General features: G+C 37.0%; 19 protein-coding genes. 14 read left to right on the top strand and 5 right to left on the bottom strand.

From position 1 onward, the window contains the following. Positions 1-226: 226 nt before the first annotated feature. The 4 genes from speFL to M997_RS03495 all read left to right on the top strand — a co-directional run bounded on the left by speFL (position 227) and on the right by M997_RS03495 (position 4,032). Complete coding sequence (speFL, locus tag M997_RS17840; RefSeq protein WP_106426928.1) at positions 227-328, top strand: leader peptide SpeFL; 102 nt, start codon at positions 227-229, stop codon at positions 326-328. Positions 329-465: 137 nt separating this feature from the next. Beyond that, positions 466-1,458 (top strand): ornithine carbamoyltransferase, encoded by a 993-nt coding sequence (argF, locus tag M997_RS03485; RefSeq protein WP_064718712.1) that lies wholly within the window; start codon positions 466-468, stop codon positions 1,456-1,458. 15 nt (positions 1,459-1,473) lie between these two features. Then, the gene (gene arcC / locus M997_RS03490; RefSeq protein WP_064718713.1) at positions 1,474-2,415 is read left to right on the top strand and encodes a carbamate kinase; all 942 of its coding nucleotides are present in this window, start codon (positions 1,474-1,476) and stop codon (positions 2,413-2,415) included. 105 nt (positions 2,416-2,520) lie between these two features. Further along, on the top strand, positions 2,521-4,032 hold the full coding sequence (locus tag M997_RS03495; protein WP_064718714.1) for a YfcC family protein: 1,512 nt from the start codon (positions 2,521-2,523) through the stop codon (positions 4,030-4,032). A 189-nt stretch (positions 4,033-4,221) separates the two neighbouring features. Here M997_RS03495 and M997_RS17905 read toward each other — a convergent pair whose 3' ends face one another. Then, a complete protein-coding gene (locus tag M997_RS17905; RefSeq protein ID WP_428838604.1) occupies positions 4,222-4,389 on the bottom strand; it encodes a hypothetical protein in 168 nt (55 codons plus the stop codon). A 91-nt stretch (positions 4,390-4,480) separates the two neighbouring features. Between M997_RS17905 and ilvB the strand changes: the two genes are divergently transcribed. Together ilvB and ilvN are read left to right on the top strand one after the other, a co-directional pair. Continuing rightward, positions 4,481-6,175 carry an acetolactate synthase large subunit gene (ilvB, locus tag M997_RS03500; RefSeq protein ID WP_064718715.1) on the top strand — a complete coding sequence of 565 codons (1,695 nt, stop codon included), beginning with the start codon at positions 4,481-4,483 and terminating at the stop codon, positions 6,173-6,175. Positions 6,176-6,178: 3 nt separating this feature from the next. Then, positions 6,179-6,463, top strand: a complete 285-nt coding sequence (gene ilvN, locus M997_RS03505) for an acetolactate synthase small subunit (RefSeq protein WP_064718716.1) — start codon at positions 6,179-6,181, stop codon at positions 6,461-6,463. Between the two features lie 75 nt (positions 6,464-6,538). Here the strand turns inward: ilvN and M997_RS03510 are convergent, their stop codons facing one another. Both M997_RS03510 and M997_RS03515 read right to left on the bottom strand, forming a co-directional pair. Next, the gene (locus tag M997_RS03510; RefSeq protein ID WP_064718717.1) at positions 6,539-7,435 is read right to left on the bottom strand and encodes a cation diffusion facilitator family transporter; all 897 of its coding nucleotides are present in this window, start codon (positions 7,433-7,435) and stop codon (positions 6,539-6,541) included. Positions 7,436-7,570: 135 nt separating this feature from the next. After that, complete coding sequence (locus tag M997_RS03515; protein ID WP_064718718.1) at positions 7,571-8,149, bottom strand: helix-turn-helix domain-containing protein; 579 nt, start codon at positions 8,147-8,149, stop codon at positions 7,571-7,573. 185 nt (positions 8,150-8,334) lie between these two features. On the opposite strand from M997_RS03515, the gene M997_RS03520 reads away from it, so the two are divergent. The 6 genes from M997_RS03520 to M997_RS03545 all read left to right on the top strand — a co-directional run bounded on the left by M997_RS03520 (position 8,335) and on the right by M997_RS03545 (position 16,109). Further along, positions 8,335-9,081 (top strand): sulfite exporter TauE/SafE family protein, encoded by a 747-nt coding sequence (locus M997_RS03520; RefSeq protein ID WP_064718719.1) that lies wholly within the window; start codon positions 8,335-8,337, stop codon positions 9,079-9,081. 196 nt (positions 9,082-9,277) lie between these two features. Beyond that, entirely contained in the window at positions 9,278-10,465 is a 1,188-nt protein-coding gene (locus M997_RS03525; RefSeq protein ID WP_064718720.1) for an MFS transporter, read from the top strand. Positions 10,466-11,205: 740 nt separating this feature from the next. Then, on the top strand, positions 11,206-12,552 hold the full coding sequence (locus M997_RS03530; RefSeq protein ID WP_064718721.1) for an NCS2 family permease: 1,347 nt from the start codon (positions 11,206-11,208) through the stop codon (positions 12,550-12,552). Positions 12,553-12,679: 127 nt separating this feature from the next. Then, complete coding sequence (locus M997_RS03535) at positions 12,680-13,186, top strand: GNAT family N-acetyltransferase (RefSeq protein WP_064718722.1); 507 nt, start codon at positions 12,680-12,682, stop codon at positions 13,184-13,186. A 398-nt stretch (positions 13,187-13,584) separates the two neighbouring features. Further along, positions 13,585-15,234, top strand: coding sequence for a Na+/H+ antiporter (locus M997_RS03540; RefSeq protein ID WP_064718723.1), 1,650 nt, complete (start codon positions 13,585-13,587; stop codon positions 15,232-15,234). 2 nt (positions 15,235-15,236) lie between these two features. Then, positions 15,237-16,109, top strand: coding sequence for a carboxylate/amino acid/amine transporter (locus tag M997_RS03545; protein ID WP_064718724.1), 873 nt, complete (start codon positions 15,237-15,239; stop codon positions 16,107-16,109). Here the strand turns inward: M997_RS03545 and metR are convergent. After that, a complete protein-coding gene (metR, locus tag M997_RS03550) occupies positions 16,024-16,977 on the bottom strand; it encodes an HTH-type transcriptional regulator MetR (protein ID WP_064718725.1) in 954 nt (317 codons plus the stop codon). The genes M997_RS03545 and metR overlap by 86 nt on opposite strands. Positions 16,978-17,083: 106 nt before the next feature. Here metR and metE point away from each other — a divergent pair, with 106 nt between their 5' ends. Further along, positions 17,084-19,357: a 5-methyltetrahydropteroyltriglutamate--homocysteine S-methyltransferase gene (gene metE, locus M997_RS03555; RefSeq protein WP_064718726.1), complete on the top strand. Its 2,274-nt coding sequence runs from the start codon at positions 17,084-17,086 to the stop codon at positions 19,355-19,357. A gap of 190 nt (positions 19,358-19,547) precedes the next feature. Then, entirely contained in the window at positions 19,548-20,375 is an 828-nt protein-coding gene (locus M997_RS03560) for a hypothetical protein (protein WP_064718727.1), read from the top strand. A gap of 97 nt (positions 20,376-20,472) precedes the next feature. On the opposite strand, the gene M997_RS03565 is transcribed toward M997_RS03560, so the two are convergent. Beyond that, entirely contained in the window at positions 20,473-20,865 is a 393-nt protein-coding gene (locus M997_RS03565) for a YidB family protein (protein WP_064718728.1), read from the bottom strand. Positions 20,866-20,974 lie beyond the last annotated feature (109 nt).

Consider the following 20,974-nt stretch of genomic DNA (forward strand, 5'->3'; position numbering starts at 1 on the left):
TTTTTTATACTTACTAATTAATCGAGATAGATTAATAAGATAATGGCCATAATATATTGCTATCATTTTTTTAGTGTTAACAGTATGTGTTTTTCACCCTTAATTTATAACTAAAACTAGTTTTAGCTATAAATAGATAATTGAGATGATAGTCACAATAATATTATTTCCTATATGTTTCACTTAATCCCTCGTTTAAATACCTATATAGGAGGGTGCTAGTATTATGGAAAATAATAATAGGAAAACGCCTCATATAAGACGTATTACACATATCATGATGTATAAGCAGCGCCAATGCTTTCATTTCTCTGTATTTAACGGATAATTTCGCTTTCTCTCTCTAATAGTATGCAAATATTCCCTGATTATATTGACCTTCAATATTATCGGGTGAGTTTCTATTTTTAATAATAACGTATTTTCACTCTATTATTCTCAAAATAATTAGGAGATAGGATTATTATGTCTATTAATATTAAAGGCAGAAGTTTTTTAAAATTACTCGATTTCTCTTCTGATGAAATTCAATATTTATTGAAGCTTTCTAAACATTTTAAATCATTAAAAATGGCGGGAATTCCTCATCGCTCACTTGAAGGCAAAAATATTGTTTTGTTATTTGAAAAAACCTCAACACGGACGCGTTGTGCTTTCGAGGTTGCTGGATATGATTTAGGCATGGGAGTGACTTACCTTGATCCTGGTTCATCTCAAATGGGTAAGAAAGAATCTATTGAAGATACTGCGCGGGTTTTAGGACGTTTTTATGATGGGATTGAATATCGTGGTTTTGATCAGTCTCTGGTTGAAGAGCTGGCAGCAAAATCAGGAGTGCCAGTATGGAATGGGTTAACAGATAAATTTCACCCAACACAAATGTTGGCAGATATGCTAACTGTTGAAGAGAATTTTGGCCATTTAAAAGGCTTGAAACTGACATTTTTTGGTGATGCTCGTAATAATGTGGCGAATTCTTTAATGGTGGTTTGCGCCAAACTAGGTCTGCATTTTACAGCTTGTGGCCCAGCATCATTAATGCCAGAAGAAGGGTTGGTGAAAGTGTGTCGTGAAATTGCGGCTGAAAATGAAGGCTCAATAACACTCACTGATGATATTAAAAAAGGTGCGAAAGATGCGGATGTTTTATATACCGATATTTGGGTATCTATGGGTGAGCCAGATAGTGTTTGGGATGAAAGAATACGTCTGCTAAAAGCTTATCAAGTGAATGAGTCAATGATGAAAATGGCAAATCCGCATGCAATTTTCTTGCACTGTTTACCTTCATTCCACGACCGCTTGACGATTATTGGTGAAGATATTTATCAAAAATTTGGCCTAGCCGAAATGGAAGTGGCTGATGGTGTATTTGAATCTCGCCAATCTAAAGTATTTGATCAGGCTGAAAATCGTATGCACACCATTAAAGCAGTGATGTTTGCAACATTAAGCTAAAGCAAGGAGATTAAAATGCCTAAAAAGGTATTCATTGCTTTAGGTGGAAATGCACTAGGAAATACGCCACTAGAGCAAAAACAAATAGTAAGAAAAACGGCAAAACCGATAGTCGATTTAGTAGAAAAGGGCTACCAAGTGATTATTGGCCATGGTAATGGCCCTCAAGTAGGTATGATCAATTTGGCAATGGATTATGCATCACAACAAAATATTGGTACTCCTTATATGCCATTTGCTGAATGTGGTGCCATGAGCCAAAGTTATATTGGTTATCATCTGCAACAAGCGATTAATGATGAATTATGTGCACGAAATCTGAATAACAGTTGCGCTACGGTGGTAACGCAAGTCGTGGTTGATAAACAAGACCCTGCTTTTTTATCACCCACCAAACCGATAGGGGCTTTTTATACTAAAGAGCAAGCTGAGACAATTCAAAAAGAGCATGGTTTTCATTTTATGGAGGATGCCGGACGAGGATATCGTCGTGTTATTCCTTCACCAAAGCCATTAGAAATTGTTGAATCTTTGGTTATTAAGCAATTAGTAGAGAATAACGTGGTGGTTATTACTGTCGGTGGTGGGGGGATCCCTGTTATTCGTAAAAATGGTGTATTAGAAGGTGTTGATGCTGTTATTGATAAAGATAATTCTAGTTCTAAATTAGCTGTCGAATTAAAAGCAGAAACTTTATTAATATTAACTGCTGTAGATAAAGTGGCGATCCATTTTAATACACCTAAGCAAAAGAATTTAGATAAATTAACGCTTTCTCAAGCGCAAGAATATATAAATAATGGTGAGTTTGCTAAGGGGAGTATGTTACCTAAAGTAGAAGCTTGTCTTAATTTTATTAAAGAAAGAGGTTCTTCATCTCAAGCTATTATTACTTCATTAGATAATGCGTTATCTGCATTAGAGGGGAAAACGGGTACAACAATAACACTAAATTAATATCCTAATCATCTTTAACTAAAAATTAATTCTAATAATTAACTCTGTTAGATAGATATTATCTCTACTAGCAGAGTTTACTCCCTTATTTAAGTCGAGGACGCTATGAAACTTAAAAAGTTTGCGTTTCCGACCGCTTTTACTATTTTATTTGCAATTACAGTAATAGTGGTTGGCTTAACATGGATTATTCCAGCAGGAGAATATGAACGATTAAGTTATAACTCCGTAGATTCATCATTAATTGTGGCAAAAATAGATGGCTCTAGTGAAATATTACCTGCTACTCAGTCAACATTAGATAATTTAAATGTTTCTATTGAAATTGATAAATTTACTGATGGAACAATAAAAAAACCTATTGCGATACCCGGTACTTATGAAAGAGTTGCGCAGCAGCCCAAAGGTATTATGGATATTACCGAAAGCATGGTGAAAGGGACAATAGAGGGGGCTGACGTTATTGTTTTTATTTTAGTGCTAGGTGGTTTAATTGGTGTTGTAAATCAAACGGGTGCATTTAATGCGGGTTTATCAGCACTGGCTAATCGAACTAAAGGAAAAGAGTTTTTGGTGGTATTTGGTGTCACCATTATTTTATCCATAGGGGGGACCAGTTGTGGGATTGAAGAAGAAGCGGTCGCTTTTTATCCCATATTAGTACCAATATTCTTAATCCTAGGTTATGACGCTATTGTTTGTGTTGGGGCTATTTTCTTAGCTTCGTCAATGGGGGCTGGATTCTCAACTGTAAATCCTTTCTCTGTGGTTATTGCTTCTAATGCATCAGGGATAAGTTTTATTGAAGGGATTGGTTTTCGTACTATTGGGCTTATTATTGGCACAATAGGCGTTATTGTTTATTTATATTGGTATTGTAAGAAAATTAAAAAAGACCCTTCTTTTTCTTATAATTATGAAAATGCAGAAAGTTTTAAACAGCGTTTTTTAAGTCATTATGATCCTAATGAGATACTTGATTTTTCTTGGCGTCGCAAAATCATCTTATGCTTATTTGTTGCCGCATTCCCAATTATGGTTTGGGGTGTTATGCATATGGGATGGTGGTTTCCACAAATGGCAGCACTTTTCTTAGCCATCGCCATTGTCATTATTTTTATCTCGGGTTTAAAAGAAAAAACAGCAATTGATGGTTTTATTCATGGTGCTTCAGAATTAGTGGGAGTTTCACTGATTATTGGTTTAGCTCGTGGTGTTAACCTTGTTATGGAACAAGGAAAAATAGCAGATACTATTCTCGAATTTATGTCTCATATGGTTGCTGGAATGCCACCAAGCTTATTTTTAATTGCACAATTATTGGTTTTTATTTGTTTGGGATTTATTGTGCCGTCGTCTTCAGGATTAGCGGTATTAGCAATGCCAATTATGGCACCATTAGCGGATGCTGTGGGTGTTCCTCGTTATATGGTGGTATCAGCATATAATTGGGGACAATATATTATGTTATTTTTAGCACCAACAGGATTAGTATTAGCCACACTGCAAATGCTAGATATTTCTTATAATAAATGGCTCAAGTTTATTATACCAATGGTGTTATTTATGTTTGTACTGTCAGCGACATTATTATTGGTGCAAGTGGCACTTTTATAATTTGTGATTGATGTATTTATTTAACTGAGTTTGTTTTTTATTATGCTAATAATGCAAGTTAATATAGTTTTTTATTCCAAACTAAGGTTTTTTTTTTGCATCTCATATCAGTGATCAAGATCTCGTTTTTAATGGCAATAAAAAATAAACCGTAAAAAAAGGTTGTTAATTTGTATAAGTTATGTTTTTTTAAATACAGACAACAAATAAACACATCACTAAATAAATTGATAGGTAACCCATGATCATCACTACTCTACTACAAGGCCTACGACTAACAGCGCACATTGCGGCTGTGGTTGTCGTGCGTGTGGTGGTGGTCGTCGGCAAAGCGCCGTAACGGGTCCGAATCAACACAGTTTCGCAACCCCGCCGGCGCACAAACCGGGCGGGGTTTTTTATTCTAACCGCCCATTGGAGTCCGGCCTAAAATGAAGGACACAGAGAAATGGGTGCATCACAAGACAATGCCACAGGAAGAACCTTTACTGGCGCGCAATTAATCGTTTATTTACTGGAACGGCAAGGCATTACAACGGTTGCAGGGATCCCCGGTGGTGCCGCTTTACCTTTGTATGATGCATTGAGCCAAAGCCAATCTATTCGTCATATCCTTACTCGCCATGAACAAGGCGCTGGTTTTATTGCGCAAGGTATTGCTAGAACTAATGGCAAACCCGCGGTTTGTATCGCGTCGAGTGGCCCAGGTGCCACGAATTTAGTGACTGCTATTGCTGATGCTAAACTGGATTCTATTCCTCTGGTTTGTATTACAGGGCAGGTTTCTTCTGCAATGATTGGTACAGATGCCTTTCAGGAAGTTGATACTTATGGCATGTCTATTCCCATTACTAAACATAATTATTTAGTGCGTGATATTGCAGATTTACCTGAAATTATTTGTGATGCATTTCGTTTAGCCATGTCAGGCAGACCTGGCCCGGTATGGGTTGACGTACCAAAAGATATCCAACAAGCCACTATTACTTTTGATAATTTACCGCCCATTCCACAAAAAGATCTGGTGCCGCCATTTAATACGGATTTAGTTATTCAAGCGGCTCAAATGATCAATCAAGCTAAAAATCCTGTGTTATATCTTGGTGGTGGCATTATTAGTGCCGACGCCTGCAAAGAAGCGATTGAACTGGCAGAGAAAAATAATCTTCCTACCACCATGACCTTAATGGGATTAGGATTAATGCCACCTTCACATCCTCTGTATTTAGGTATGTTAGGAATGCACGCGGCGCGTAGTACAAACTTTGTGTTAGAAGAGTCAGATTTATTAATCGTTTTAGGTGCCCGCTTTGATGATCGTGCGATAGGTAAAGCAGAAAAATTTTGCTCTAATGCCAAAATTATTCATGTGGATATTGATAAAGCGGAAATAAGCAAAATCAAAAAACCAGATATCGCGATTCATGCTGATGCCAAATCGGTGTTATCACTACTGTTACCACTTATTAATAATAATAAGCGCAGTGAGTGGATAGAGCGCGTAAATACATTGAAACAAGAATATCCACTGGAAATGAAAAATTCAGAAAACATTCTTAGTGGTTATGGCATTGTATTAGCCGCAGCGCGTTGTGTTGATGATGACGCGATAATTACTACAGATGTTGGTCAGCACCAAATGTGGGTTGCACAAGCTTATCCATTAAATCGACCTCGACAATGGTTAACGTCTGGGGGATTAGGTACGATGGGATTTGGACTGCCAGCGGCAATTGGTGCTGCGTTAGCAGAGCCGAATAAAAAAGTCCTCTGCTTTTCAGGCGATGGTAGCATTATGATGAATATTCAAGAGCTAGCAACGGCGGCTGAACACCAATTGGATATTAAGATTATCTTGATAAATAATCAGGCATTAGGATTAGTTCATCAGCAACAAACACTCTTTTTTGATAAGCGTATTTATGCTGCGGCTTATCCTTATCAAACTGATTTTATTCGTATCGCTGAAGGTTTTGGATTAGAAACCTGTGATTTAAACCAAGAAGCAGATCCGCAACAAGCACTACAAGCTGCGATAGATAAACCAGGCCCTTGCTTAATTCATGTAATGATTGATATTCACGAAAAAGTATTTCCAATGGTTCCGCCAGGTGCGGCAAATACCGATATGATAGGAGCTTAATTTATGTCACAACAAACACAACCTATCGCGTTAGAGCTAATTGTTCGCAACCACCCTGGTGTGATGACTCATATTTGTGGATTATTTGCTCGTCGTGCATTTAACGTTGATGGCATTCTCTGTTTGCCAATGAAAAATAGTGATAAAAGTCGTATTTGGTTATTAGTACAGAAAGATGACCGTTTAATGCAGATGGTAAGTCAGGTTGAAAAACTAGAAGATGTTAAAGAAGTCAGGTTTAGTGATGATTTGCGTGTTTTTGAGCAGATGGAAAGCTATTTAAATTAATTAGCCTGTTACTGGCTCTCTCTTTAATAATTAAGAGAGAGCCAGAACTTTATAAGGATATCAGCGTATTTTGTTTTAATGGTGGTTTTCTTCTAGATGTTGTCTGTCTTCGCATTCCATCTGCAACGTAATATGATTGATATGAAATTGCTCACGAAGTTGTTGCTCAAGGTGAATTCTTAATTCTTCATGATTGGCATTGGGTTGATAAACGATGTGACCACTTAAAATAAGTTTACTTTGTGTGAGCGCCCATAAATGTAAATCATGAGAGTCAATAACCCCTTCTGTATTATTAATGGTATTAGTAACCTTAATTAAATCGATACCGCGTGGCACACCTTCAAGTAAAATATTCAGACACTCTTTAAGTAATATCCAAGTTCGTGGAAAGACCATAAAGCCGATTAATACCGCAATAATCGAGTCAACGAGCGCCCAACCCGTTAGCCAAATAATCACAGCGCCAATAATGACACCAATTGAGCCCAACATATCAGCCCAAACTTCTAAATAGGCGCCTTTTACATTGAGGCTTTCGTCTTTTGTACTGGCGAGCATTTTCATTGAAATTAAGTTAACAATAAGACCTATTAGCGCAATGATAAGCATACCAACAGATTGAATTTCAGGAGGAGAAGATAAACGTTTATAGGCTTCATATAAAATATAAAAAGCAACAGCCATTAAAATAAGAGCATTCATGGTGGCTGCTAATATTTCAAAGCGTGCATAACCATAAGTTCGCAAGACATCAGCGGTTTTTCTACCGGCATGAATAGCAATTAGTGCAAGTAAAAGAGCAAAAGCATCTGTCATCATATGCGTAGCATCGGAAATTAATGCTAAACTACCGGTTAGATATCCCCCAATAAATTCGACTAACATAAATGATGATGTTAAACCGAACGCAATTAATAAGCGTGATTCAGGTAATGCTTTTACATCTGCATGTTCATGATTTCCACTCATTCAAGTATCCTTATTGTTTTTACAGCACTATTTAAAACATAGCTGAAAATAAATAAAAATAAATTGAGAACACACGATAATAAAATACAGTATAAGTAGTTTATTAATTATCGTGTGATAAAGGCAGAAAAGAGTTTAAGGGCGGTGGTGATAATGTTGTTGATTCGGACTAGACATAATAACGGAAGCGCGCATATGTCCTTCAACACAAATATAAGAGTGCGGTGCATTACCATGGAATGCGTAAAAATCGCCAGTTTCTAATAATACGGTTTCATCATTAGCAAAGCGCATCATCAGTTTTCCTGAATAGACCATAATATGCTCTTGGGTACCATCGGCATGAGCAGGGCTATTAATAATTGCGCCATGTTTCATTTCAATATGCCAAATTTCGGTAATATTCCCGATACCAATACGGAATTTAAATTCCTGAGCATAATCACCAATAATCGGTTTATGGCGTTCTAAACGAGGATATTCTTCTCGTGTAAAACTAAATAGATCACCTAAAGGGAAGCCAAGGGCTATTGCAATCGCTTCTAGCGTGTCTATTCTAGGATTAGAATCGCCAGATTCTAATTTGGACAATGCTGCCTTGGAGATCCCTGATTTTCTTGATAGCTCATTAAGTGACAAATTTCGGGATTGTCTTAACTGTTTGACTTTATTACCAAGGTATTCATTGGTTTTCTTTGTGGGTTGTGGGTTCATTGCCAATTCAAGATATCATCAGTTTAAAAGTGTTATTCGCATTAGATAATAGCACTAATTAGGCTCATTCGGGAAAATGAGACTCTGTTTCTACTGTATTTTGTGAATAGTTTTACGCCATCTGTTCGATTTTCAGTTACTAAGCTAATATCTTGGCTATAAATGATAATTATTCAAGGTTAATTATGATCGAATTGCTCTCTTGGACAGATATTATTGTCTGCCTTCTTACCTTATTTTTTGCTTATATTATATTTGGCATGGCGGGTTTCGGCTCGGCATTAATTGCAGGCCCTGTGTTGGCACTTTATTTACCATTATCAACAATAGTCCCCTTACTAGCATTGATTGATTTAACCGCTGCGGTTATTAATGTTTTAAGAGATGGCAAAAAAGCGGATTTTAAAGAGATCCGTTACCTTATTCCCTTAATTATTATCGGAAGTTTAGTTGGCGCTGCTATCTTGTTAACCACACGACCTGATTTACTCTCGCTTCTGTTAGGTGTCTTTGCTGCTTGTTATGCGCTGTATGCCTTATGTTGGAAAAAGAAAGAGAGTCGTTTTTCTCAGCATTTAGTTTATCCCTTTGGTTTAATTGGCGGTGTATTTAGTGCACTTTTCGGCAGTGGTGGTTTTTTATATGCTATTTATTTATCAGGGCGAATAGCAGATAAAAATACGTTTCGTATTACTCAAACAACGTTAATTGGTTTTAGCACATTAACGAGGGTTATTATTTTTCTTTTTGCTGGCATTTACTGGCAATTAGAAATTTTGCAACTCGCTCTCATTTTTTTACCCGCAATGATAGCGGGTATTTGGTTAGGCCGACATTTCACTTTACGGATGTCTAAAGAGCGATTTATGGGTGTGATTTACACTATTGTTTTAATTTCTGGCACTGTATTGATTTATCGTTACTTTGCTTAAGATTAAAGCCAACTATTATGTAAACGAGAATATTGTGAAAGCGAGAGATCGAGCTACTACAAATTAAGATCTTTCGCTGGTTTATTACTACTTTTAAGCATGTTTATCTATTTCTAATCCCCTATAATACGACAATATTTTATTTAACCCATTTCCTTTATAAAGAGGTTTCTACAGCCTGTAGAAACAAAATGACATGTCTCATCCTAATTATCGTCAATCTGAAATTTTTGCGATAACAACTATTACAGTAAGCATTGGTGTTATCGGTATTGTTATCGGATTAACTATTCCTATGGTGGCATTACGCCTTAATTTAGCAGGAATTAGTGAATCTATTATTGGACTTATTTCGGCTGCGCCTGCAATTGGTATGTTAATTATTTCGCCTTTTGCACGACGTATTGTGCAATGGTTTGGTAAACGTTTTGCGATGTTATTGGCGACAATGCTATCTGCTATTAGCTTGTTGCCTTTAATGAGCACATTACCGCTTGAGTTACTCTTTCCTTTACGGCTTATTACAGGGATTGCTAGTGGAGTGATGATTTGTTTAGGCGAAACATGGATTAATGAGCTTTCGCCAGATAACAAAAGAGGGCGTATTTTAGCGGTATATACAACAGTGTTCACTATTAGCCAATTATTAGGGCCTTCTATTATTGCGCTTTATGGCGTCGCGGATAAAACACCTATTTTAATTAGCATTTTTATTCATCTTATTTCTATTGTTCTATTTTTAATGATGGATCAGAAAAAAGGCGACAAATTACCAACAAATACTGAAGAACCTAATTTTTCTATTTTCCGCTTTGTTAAAGTGGCACCTGCTATTTGTGGTGGTATTTTATTTTTTGCTTTTTTCGACGGCACGGTATTGTCGATGTTCCCTATTTATGGTTTAAGCCTTGGACACACTGAAGCGATAGCAGCAATGATGATCAGTGCCATTCTTGCCGGTGATGCCATTATGCAAATGCCATTTGGTTGGCTTGCTGATCATATGAATCGGACAAGGTTATATCGTATTTGCGGGGTGATCACACTACTTTCTAGCTTGTTATTGCCAGTGACTATGTCTCATCCTATTTTAATTTGGCCTCTTTTATTAGTATTGGGTGCAACTGCGGGCGCAATTTATACCATTGCATTGGTACAAATTGGACAATATTTCTCTGGTAATGACTTAATGGTAGCAAATGCTTCTGCCGCGATGTTATGGGGGATTGGGAATCTTTCTGGACCACTCCTAGCTGGTGCAATGTCTGAGATATCGTCGTCATCGTTGCCTTTTTTGCTCGTTGTGATGACGGGGCTATTTTTACTTTCGACATTAGAGCGTTTTAATGTGAGTGTCGATGCGCTAAACAAGAGTACTCCGTAATGGAATGCTTTATTTAATCGTTTTTTCACCTACTTACTGTAAGTTGTAGAGTGCGATAGTTAAGTAGGTGATATACAGTAAGTCTTATTTGTTTTCTATTGTTTGTCTAAATCATTTCTTTCTATTTTGTATCTTTCTTAAAGATAGTCTTCTATCCATTTGTTTTCTATGAATTGAATATAATTATCATTTATATCCAGGTTATTTAACTTAGTTTATTAAGAATAATCTAGAAATATTAATATTGAATAGGAAATTATTTGCTAAAACTGTTCAAGCTCAACTAACTTTATAGTAGTACATGAGTGCTTTTTAAGCAGATTAATGATGAAGAATTGAATGATTAATAGCCAAGCTAGGGAAATGTAGAAAAAATAACAATAGATTAATATATTAATTAATTTTAATTATTAATATGGTAAATATTGAAAATTTTATTAATAATGAAAAATCAAATTTAGAAGAGTGTAGGTCACTATGCTCTTCTTTTCTTTTTTATCCCTTTTGAACTATCTTTTTATGATTTTTTTATGTAAAAAGCATTTTTTTGCTTGATTGTTACCCTAAATTCACCAGATAATCGTTTGCGTCAAATTCTATCGCTTTATCCACGCTGAAAAACAAACGTTTGCGCCTAAATTTCCTCTCCTCATTTTTACTTCTGAAGAGGATATTATTATTTATACGTAATCGTTTTCGTATTGATGGATAGAGAACCGTATTTATGTCAGAGGAATGTAATGTCCGCTAATCAATCAGCAGCAACAGGTAAACTAGATAACTATTTTAAACTTACCGCTCGAGGAACCACGGTTCGTAAAGAAATGATCGCAGGTTTAACAACATTTCTTGCTATGGTGTACTCTGTTATTGTCGTTCCTAGTATGTTAGGACAAGCCGGTTTTCCACATACAGCCGTATTTATTGCCACTTGTTTGGTTGCAGGTTTAGGCTCACTGTTAATGGGATTATGGGCTAATTTACCAATGGCGATAGGTTGTGCGATTTCGCTAACCGCATTCACAGCTTTTAGTCTTGTTTTAGGGCAAAACATTTCGGTTCCTGTTGCTTTAGGTGCCGTATTTTTAATGGGCTGTTTGTTTACTTTATTTTCTTTAACTGGCATTCGAACTTGGATATTAAAAAATATTCCTACAGGTATCGCACATGGTGCAGGTATTGGTATCGGATTATTTTTACTTTTAATTGCGGCCAACAGCGTTGGATTAGTCATAAAAAATCCTTTTGAAGGACTTCCTGTTGCAATGGGCGAATTTACTTCGTTCTCTGTTTTAATGTCTATTGGTGGACTTGCTGCGATTTTTGGCCTAGAAAAACGTAAAGTACCCGGTGGCGTATTATTAGTGATTATTGCTATTTCTATTATCGGGCTTATTTTTGATCCTAATGTAAAATATCAAGGCGTATTTAAAATGCCTCAATTAGGTGAAGAAGGACTTTCTTTATTATTTGCAATGGATATTAAAGGTGCTTTACAGCCATTAGTATTACCTAGTGTGTTAGCTTTAGTCATGACAGCCATTTTTGATGCTACAGGCACGATTCGCGCCGTTGCAGGTCAAGCCAATTTACTTGATAAACGTGGGCAAATTATTAACGGTGGCAAAGCGTTAACATCGGATTCAGTAAGTAGTATTTTTGCAGGGGTAATTGGTGCAGCCCCTGCCGCAGTTTATGTCGAATCAGCCGCAGGAACCGCAGCAGGCGGTAAAACCGGATTAACAGCAACGGTTGTCGGGATCTTATTTTTACTAATTCTCTTTTTATCGCCACTATCTTATTTAGTACCAGCTTATGCAACTGCACCTGCTTTAATGTATGTAGGATTATTAATGTTAGGTAATGTCACTAAGCTTGATTTTAGTGATTTTGTTGATGCAATGTCTGGCATGGTGTGTGCTGTATTTATTGTTCTTACTTGTAATATTGTCACGGGTATTATGCTAGGTTTTGGCTGCTTAGTTATTGGTAGGATATTTGCTGGCGAATGGCGTAAACTCAATATTGGTACAGTATTAATTACCATTGCATTAGTGGCATTTTATGCGGGGCACTGGGCAATTTAATTTAAATAATCAGGTTTAATAACAAAAGGCGGAATATATCTTTATTCCGCCTTTTTGCTATTTATTTATCTACTTTTATTCGCTATTGTCGAAATTAAGGCTAGTTATTAAATAGTTGGTAGAACATATGCAAGAAATAAAAATTCGACATAGTGAACCTGAAGATGCGGGTGCAATACAGCAATTGTATATGCATCCTGATCTGTATATATGTACTTGTCAGTTTCCTTATCCTTCCGTCACAACATGGAAAAAACGACTTACTGAATTTGCAGAGCAAGGTATTCCTAACTTTGTTGCGACTATCGATGATCAGGTGGCTGGGCATTTAGCGTTGATCCTTGATTCACATCCTCGACGTCGGCATATTGTCAGTTTTGGTATTGGTGTTGGTGCCGAATATTCAGGAAAAGGCGTCGGGAAATTATTAATTAATACGGCGATTGATTATGCTTTCAATTGGTTAGCTGCGACTCGATTAGAATTAGAGGTTTATTCAGATAATGAAAAAGGATTGCATCTGTATAAAAAGTTAGGATTTGAAGTTGAAGGTATTCGTCGAAATGCTGCATTTAAAGAAGGCAAATACTGTGATGTTGTTATGATGGCACGTTTAAAAAATATTGAAGCGTAAGTTGAATACTCTATTTTTATAACTATTTTTTATAAATATCGTTTTTCATCGGCTAGTTTTTTCTAACTATTGTATGTTTTACGGTTTTATACCCTCTATTACATTGATAGAACAAAAAATAGGAATAAAAACGTATTCTTTCTTTTTCATATGCCGTTAATAAAAGTACGCTTATCTTTTAAAAGATAAATGTGTTCTAGCAATTAAAGTACGATTAATCTTAATTTTAAATGATTACTCATGGGTTAAAGAAGAATCAGTTTAAAATAAGAAAAGGTAAAGAATAGGCATAGTGCTTAGATTTTACAGGTGTGTATTCTTTATCATTAAGCAGGGGTTCTTTTCATCTAGCGTGAAGATAGCAGTTTTCAGGGTAAAAATGGGCATGTAAGGGTAACATGGAAATTTTCTTTACTATTTTAATTTTAATATTGGTGGTTTCAGTTTCAGGTTTAATTACAAAAGTTATTCCTTTTCGTATTCCGTTACCATTAATACAGATTGTTATAGGGGCTTTATTGGCATGGCCTCAGTTTGGTTTGCATGTCACATTTGATCCTGAATTATTTCTCGTTCTATTAATTCCACCTCTGTTATTTGTTGATGGCTGGAAAACACCAACGCGTGAGTTTATTCAAAATGGGCGCGAAATTTTCATCCTTGTGCTTGTGCTTGTTATGGTCACGGTTGTGGGTATTGGCTATCTTATTTACTGGATGATGCCAAGTATTCCTCTGATTTCTGCTTTTGCCCTTGCCGCGGTTCTTTCACCTACCGATGCTGTCGCACTTTCTTCTATTGTGGGGAAAGGACGAATACCTAAACGAATAATGGGTATTTTAGAAGGCGAAGCGTTAATGAATGACGCTTCAGGTCTGGTTGCTTTAAAATTTGCTGTTGCAGTCGCAATGGGCACTATGGTGTTTACTGTTGGTGGCGCAACACTTGAATTCTTTAAAGTTGCTGTGGGTGGTTTGCTTGCCGGTATCGGTGTGACTTTAATTTACAGCAAATCATTAAGATTAATGAGCCGTTGGAGCGGTGATGATCCTGCGACACAAATTGTCTTTATGTTGTTGCTACCTTTTGCTTCTTATTTAATTGCAGAGCATATCGGCTTTTCTGGAATTCTTGCGGCAGTTGCGGCAGGTATGACAATTAGTAAATCCGGCGTTATTCGTAATGCGCCTTTAGCTATGCGTTTACGCGCTGATAGCGTTTGGTCAATGTTAGAGTTTGTGTTCAATGGCCTTGTGTTTATTATGCTGGGGCTACAGCTTCCTGTTATTTGGACTAGCTCTGTTATTCAAGCCGATTTAGATCCAGAAGTGGAAGTTTGGATGTTGTTTGCGGCTGTATTTGTGATTTACTTAGCACTGCTCATTTTGCGTTTCACTTGGTTATGGCTGATGAAAAAGATAAGCCGTATCTTTATGAAAAAGCATCCTTTAGACTTTTCAAATTACACTACTCGTGAGTTATGGTTGTCTTCTTTCGCGGGGGTTCGTGGGGCGATAACATTAGCTGGTGCACTCTCTATTCCGCTATTTTTAACTGATGGCAGTACATTCCCTGGACGCTATCAAATTATCTTTATCGCAGCTGGGGTTATTTTGCTTTCTATTTTGGTGGGGATTATCTCACTGCCTTTCTTACTAAAAGGTATACAGGCGACAGATAAAGAAGCAGATAAAAACGAAGTGCGCTATGCCAGAAAAGTAATGGCAGAAGTGGCTATTGTTAGTCTTAATAAAATGGAAGAGCGTTTAGCCGCAAGCACTGAAGAACAATTAGATGCTGAAGAAATTAACGAAGTTGCATCTCGTGTAACGGGATATTTAAGGCGTCGAACCGCCACGCAAGATGAGATGGTTCATAATATGTTGGAAGAAGACCTCGAAAGGCGTTTTCGTTTGACAGCATTACGTGCTGAACGTGGTGAGCTTTATCATTTACGTGCAACTAGAAAAATCAGCAATGAAACCCTTCAATTATTGCTACATGAGTTGGATTTAATGGAAGCATTGTTAGTAGAGAAAGATAATTAATTATGTGGCTGCTCGTTATTACAACCCTGTTATGGGCAGCCTCTTTCAGCTTGATCGGCGAATATCTTGCGGGTCAGGTTGATAGTTGGCTTTCAGTTCTTATTCGCGTCTCTTTAGCCGCTTTCGTTTTTTTACCTTTTTTACGTTGGAAAGGTATTAAAGCTAAAGTGATTTTGCTTTATATGTGTGTGGGCGCGTGTCAGCTAGGCATTATGTATTTATTTGTTTTTCATGCTTATAACTACTTAACGGTTGCCGAGTTTTTGCTTTTTACTGTGTTAACACCGCTTTATGTCACGCTAATTTATGATTTATTAGAGCGTCAGCGGCTACGTTGGGGTTATGTATTTAGCTCGCTGCTTGCTGTATTGGGCGCGGCAATTATTCGTTATGACCATTTAAGTGATGATTTTTGGTATGGGCTGTTATTAGTTCAGCTTGCTAATATTTTCTTTGCTATCGGACAAGTGGGATATAAACGACTAATGGAGATCCATCCTATTCCTCAACATCATGCATTTTCATGGTTTTATATTGGTGCATGTGTGGTCGCATTGGTCGGGTGGATATGTTTTGGTGATGGGCAAAAAGTACCAACAACCTCATTGCAATGGGGTGTATTACTTTGGTTGGGAATTGGTGCTTCTGGAATAGGTTACTTTATGTGGAACTACGGCGCCACACAAGTGGATGCTGGAACCCTTGCTATTATGAATAACATGATGGTTCCAGCGGGATTATTAGTGAATTTTTCTATTTGGCAGCAACATCCTAATTGGCCTAGTTTTATCATAGGCGCGAGCTTAATTGTGGCGTCTCTATGGATCCACAGGCGTTGGATCCACCGACCTGCTTCACAAAAGGAAGGCTGTTAATCGCATGCTGACACGCTGAGCGTATAAATTCACGAATTGCCGGTTGATGTTGTTCTCCTGCTCTATTTGCAGCATATAACCGGCTCCATAGCCCTTCACCTAATGTTTTTGTTACCACTAGCCCTTGTTTTTCAAAATTCTCAACGGCCCAATGAGGTAGTGCAGCGATCCCCATGCCGGCAGCAACCATTTGTATTAATAATAGTGTGTTATCAACATGCTTAAAATGTGGCGTGATACCTGCTGGTTGCAAAAAATGACGCCATACATCAAAGCGTTCTCTCTGTACCGGATAAATAAACAGTGTTTCTGAAATTAAATCTTGTGGCTGAATATGTAAGCGATTAGCAAGAGGGTGATCCGGTGATAAAACCAGTTTCACTTCATAATCAAACAGTGGGGTATAGTTTAAACGGGTATCATCTAAAATATCTGAAGTGAGTACCACATCTAACTCTTGTTGTAATAAAGCAGGTTGAGGATCGAACGTCACACCTGAATGAAAATCAACATTTACTTCAGGCCATGCTTGGCGATATTGCTGTAACGCGGGTGTTAACCATTGAATACAACTATGACATTCAATAGCAATATTGAGATTATCACTTCCAGGTTCATTGCATTCCTCAATAGCCCTACGCACGATAGGCAATACCTCTTGCGCTAAGCGTAATAACACTTCTCCTTGTGATGTAAAGCGCAAAGGCTGACTTTTGCGCACAAAAATTCGATAGCCCAGACGATGTTCTAATTCACTAAATTGATGTGAAAGAGCTGATTGTGTTTGATGTAGCTGATTAGCAGCATTGGCCAGAGAGCCTGTTTGCTTAAGAGTCAGTATCGTTTTTAAATGTTTTATTTCTATCATGAGAAACCTTCAGGTTGTTGATGAAAAATTTGCGCTTGTGATTTATACACTACCTGTAGATTATGGATGTGTAAACATCTAGACGGCTAAAAATAGGATTTTAATGATGACAATTCGCAATCACACACTTGGATTCCCGCGTATCGGCTTAGATAGAGAGCTAAAAAAGGCGCAAGAAAATTATTGGGCAGGTAAAATTTCTCAAGCAGAATTAATTGAAGTTGGTAAAACACTACGTGCCCGTCATTGGGAACAACAAGCTAAAGCGGGTGTTGAATTATTACCCGTGGGGGACTTTGCTTGGTATGACCAAGTATTAGGAACCAGCCTATTGCTGGGTAATGTACCTCCTCGTCACCGTAATAAAGAAGGTACATTAGATCTTGATACCTTATTTAGAGTTGCTAGAGGTAGAGCGCCTTCTGGTGAGCCGGCTGCTGCATCTGAAATGACCAAATGGTTTAATACTAACTATCACTATATAGTTCCTGAGTTTCAACAAGGGCAATCTTTCACGCTGGCATGGAAAGAGTTATTAGATGAAGTAGACGAAGCGTTAGCTTTAGGCCATAAAATAAAACCTGTTCTATTAGGTCCTGTAACCTATTTATGGCTTGGTAAAGTTAAAGGTCCTGAATTTGATAGATTAACGCTTTTAAAAGAGATTTTGCCTATCTATCAACAAGTTCTTACTGCATTAAAAGAAAAAGGTATTGAATGGGTACAAATTGATGAACCCGCATTAGTCCTTGATTTACCAGTAGAATGGCAAAATGCGTATCAAACTGCATATCAAGCATTATCAGGACAAGTAAAACTGCTATTAACAACGTATTTTGATGGTATTTCTCATCATCTTGATATTATTAAAAAGTTACCTGTAGATGGACTTCATGTTGATATTTCAGCAGGGCAAGATGATATTCAACATTTACACCAAACATTACCTGAAAACTGGGTGCTCTCGTTAGGTGTGATTAATGGTCGAAATGTTTGGAAAGCGGATTTAGCACAGCGTTATCAGCAAGTTGTTACATTGAAAGATCTGCGTCCACTGTGGGTAGGTACATCATGCTCGCTACTGCATAGCCCAATTGATTTAAATGCAGAAACGAAATTAGATGAGGAAGTTAAAAGCTGGTTTGCCTTTTCTATTCAAAAATGTGAAGAGCTTGCTTTACTGGCTAACGCGTTAAATGCCCCACAGGGTGAATATGATAAACAACTGGAGCAATATAGTGCACCTATCCGCCAACGTAAACATTCGGCACGTGTAAATAACGCGCAAGTTGCAGCTCGTTTAGCCGCCATTAATGCTCAAGATAGTGAAAGAAACTCACCTTATACAGAGCGTGCACAAGTGCAGCGTGCTCGTTTTAACCTACCATTATGGCCAACAACGACTATCGGTTCATTTCCACAAACAACGGAAATTCGTACTGTACGTTTAGACTTTAAAAAAGGGCGCATTGATACCGCGGCTTATCGCACAAATATTAGTGAGCATATTAAACAAGCTATAGCAGAGCAAGAAAGCCTTGGCCTTGATGTATTAGTGCATGGTGAAGCAGAACGTAATGACATGGTGGAGTATTTTGGTGAGCATTTTGATGGCTATGTGTTTACACAAAATGGCTGGGTTCAAAGTTATGGTTCTCGTTGTGTAAAACCGCCTGTTATCATTGGTGATATTAGCCGTCCTGAAGCCATTACTGTTGATTGGGCTACTTATGCACAAACATTAACGGAAAAACCAGTAAAAGGAATGCTTACAGGGCCTGTCACTATTTTATGTTGGTCATTCCCTCGTGAAGATGTCAGTCGTGAAACTATTGCAAAACAGATTGCTTTAGCACTACGTGATGAAGTCGATGACTTACAAAAAGCAGGTATTGGTATTATCCAAATTGATGAGCCAGCTTTACGTGAAGGATTGCCATTGCGTCGTAACGATTGGCAAGCTTATCTTAATTGGGCGGTTGATGCCTTTAAGCTAAGTGCTGCTATCGCTGATGATGAAACACAAATTCATACTCATATGTGTTATTGCGAGTTCAATGACATTATGGATTCAATAGCAGCCTTAGATGCGGATGTTATTACTATTGAAACATCGCGCTCAGATATGGAATTACTTGAAGCATTTGAACATTTTGATTATCCCAATGAAATTGGACCAGGTGTTTACGATATTCACTCCCCAAATGTCCCTAATGTAGAGTGGATTATCGCTTTATTAAGAAAAGCACAATCAAGAATTCCAGCAGAACGCTTATGGGTAAATCCAGATTGTGGCTTAAAAACAAGAGGGTGGTCAGAAACACGAGCTGCATTAGCTAATATGGTCGAAGCTGCTAAATATTTACGTCAAAATGCATAATATGTAGTAATTATTTCATTTAAATTAGCTCACTTTTTTAGGTAAATTTAAATATCTATAAAGTGAGCTTTTTTATTATTAATTATCTATTAAACAGCATGTTGAGAAAATATATAGAAAGTAAAAATAAGATTAAATCTTATTATTGATATTATAAACAGTTGCTATACTGCGAATACTATTTCATTTTATGGATATTATTCTTGTGCAAGATAGCATTAAACTTTCGGATAAAGTATTAGACGCTTTCCCCACTAGAGCATTAAAACTCTCACCTTTAAGAGGCGATGGCGGACTATTTCGCACCTTATTTTTAGTTATTACGATGCTAGTAATGACCTTATTCAGTGCTTACCAAATTCCTAATATTCTTTATGATTATAAAATTAGTGAAAATGCTGTGCCTGTAGATGCTAATATTAAAGGCTCCTGTCGTTCTCAACTTTTTATCATCACTAATTGTAGTGTTGATTTGAGTTATAAAGGCAACCAGGTTTCTCGTAATTTTACCTTTCTTGATTTAGGTTCAAAGGATGTACTTGTTGAACCCGTTGCTGATGCAAACGACATGAGTAAAATGACGGTGGATGTTGCAATAGATAATATGTGGCTTCGTTTAATTAGTACGATTATTTTTGTTGGCTTATTTTGTTTTAGTGTATTCTTTTTTATTTATCGCCAAATACTTACTAGTAAAGTAAAAAAAGCATTATTATCAGTCGGTGAAAAACCATTAAAACTGGCTGCTATTCCCGCGAAAGTTGTTTCAAGTAATAAGCAATTTATAGCAACATATAAAATTAATTTGTTAGGGAAAACAATCTCTGTTGCTTATTCTGGTAATAAAAAAACACCACCCATGGTGATAGAAGTAAATGGTAAAACTTATGTACTGGTTGTTTACTCGCCACAACAAAATATTCCATATGCGTTAGATGTACCATTAGCTCGAATTCAAGCAACAGCTGAAGAGAAACAACGTTTTCATGAGGCATTAATAGAAGAAGGGTTGTTGTAGTTTTATTAATGTTTATGGTGCGTTTTCTCACAGTTATTTGGTACAAGGTGAGAAAACGCCAGTAATAAGACTAATAAGTTAATTCAGCGGTGTATTATCAGCCGCCAAAAATTTTGGCTTTTAGTATATCCATTCCTGCACTAACTAAATCTAAATTCTCAGGAACAACTCCATCAGGCGTTACTTTATCAATGAGCTTTGGTAAATATTGAGCTGCCATTTCAGAAGCCTCACTTGTACTCATATTAATTTTTGTCGCTAATTCATTAATAACGGGTAATGAGAAAATCTCAACGATCTGCTCTGCATTGATAGGTAAGTTTGCACTTGTTCCTATCCAAGATTGAATAAGTTCACCTAAACCGGCAGAGTTAAATTGTTTAATTAAGCCATCAATTCCTCCCTGAGATTCAACCCAGTCTAGTACTGTTTTGTATTGATTGATTTTTTCACCACCAAGAAGGTTTGCGATTTGGTTAAATAAGCTCATGGTTACTCCCGTGACAAGGCCATGTTGTCACACAATTAAATATTCATTTTAAAGGCGGGTAGTGTACGTGAAGTTATTATATTCATCTATACTGTAAGAATCGTTTATC

Origin of the sequence: Proteus hauseri ATCC 700826 (assembly GCF_001654965.1) — a bacterium.
GTDB classification, from domain to species: domain Bacteria; phylum Pseudomonadota; class Gammaproteobacteria; order Enterobacterales; family Enterobacteriaceae; genus Proteus; species Proteus hauseri.

Bases quoted from the DNA above. Each gene is read 5' to 3' on its own strand.
- M997_RS03520 (WP_064718719.1), top strand. From the start codon at position 8,335: ATGATCGAATTGCTCTCTTGGACAGATATTATTGTCTGCCTTCTTACC.
- M997_RS03565 (WP_064718728.1), bottom strand. From the start codon at position 20,865: ATGAGCTTATTTAACCAAATCGCAAACCTTCTTGGTGGTGAAAAAATC.
- M997_RS03495 (WP_064718714.1), top strand. From the start codon at position 2,521: ATGAAACTTAAAAAGTTTGCGTTTCCGACCGCTTTTACTATTTTATTT.
- arcC (WP_064718713.1), top strand. From the start codon at position 1,474: ATGCCTAAAAAGGTATTCATTGCTTTAGGTGGAAATGCACTAGGAAAT.
- ilvB (WP_064718715.1), top strand. From the start codon at position 4,481: ATGGGTGCATCACAAGACAATGCCACAGGAAGAACCTTTACTGGCGCG.
- M997_RS03535 (WP_064718722.1), top strand. From the start codon at position 12,680: ATGCAAGAAATAAAAATTCGACATAGTGAACCTGAAGATGCGGGTGCA.
- metR (WP_064718725.1), bottom strand. From the start codon at position 16,977: ATGATAGAAATAAAACATTTAAAAACGATACTGACTCTTAAGCAAACA.
- speFL (WP_106426928.1), top strand. From the start codon at position 227: ATGGAAAATAATAATAGGAAAACGCCTCATATAAGACGTATTACACAT.
- M997_RS03525 (WP_064718720.1), top strand. From the start codon at position 9,278: ATGTCTCATCCTAATTATCGTCAATCTGAAATTTTTGCGATAACAACT.
- M997_RS03540 (WP_064718723.1), top strand. From the start codon at position 13,585: ATGGAAATTTTCTTTACTATTTTAATTTTAATATTGGTGGTTTCAGTT.
- ilvN (WP_064718716.1), top strand. From the start codon at position 6,179: ATGTCACAACAAACACAACCTATCGCGTTAGAGCTAATTGTTCGCAAC.
- metE (WP_064718726.1), top strand. From the start codon at position 17,084: ATGACAATTCGCAATCACACACTTGGATTCCCGCGTATCGGCTTAGAT.
- M997_RS03560 (WP_064718727.1), top strand. From the start codon at position 19,548: ATGGATATTATTCTTGTGCAAGATAGCATTAAACTTTCGGATAAAGTA.
- argF (WP_064718712.1), top strand. From the start codon at position 466: ATGTCTATTAATATTAAAGGCAGAAGTTTTTTAAAATTACTCGATTTC.
- M997_RS03545 (WP_064718724.1), top strand. From the start codon at position 15,237: ATGTGGCTGCTCGTTATTACAACCCTGTTATGGGCAGCCTCTTTCAGC.
- M997_RS03530 (WP_064718721.1), top strand. From the start codon at position 11,206: ATGTCCGCTAATCAATCAGCAGCAACAGGTAAACTAGATAACTATTTT.
- M997_RS03510 (WP_064718717.1), bottom strand. From the start codon at position 7,435: ATGAGTGGAAATCATGAACATGCAGATGTAAAAGCATTACCTGAATCA.
- M997_RS03515 (WP_064718718.1), bottom strand. From the start codon at position 8,149: ATGAACCCACAACCCACAAAGAAAACCAATGAATACCTTGGTAATAAA.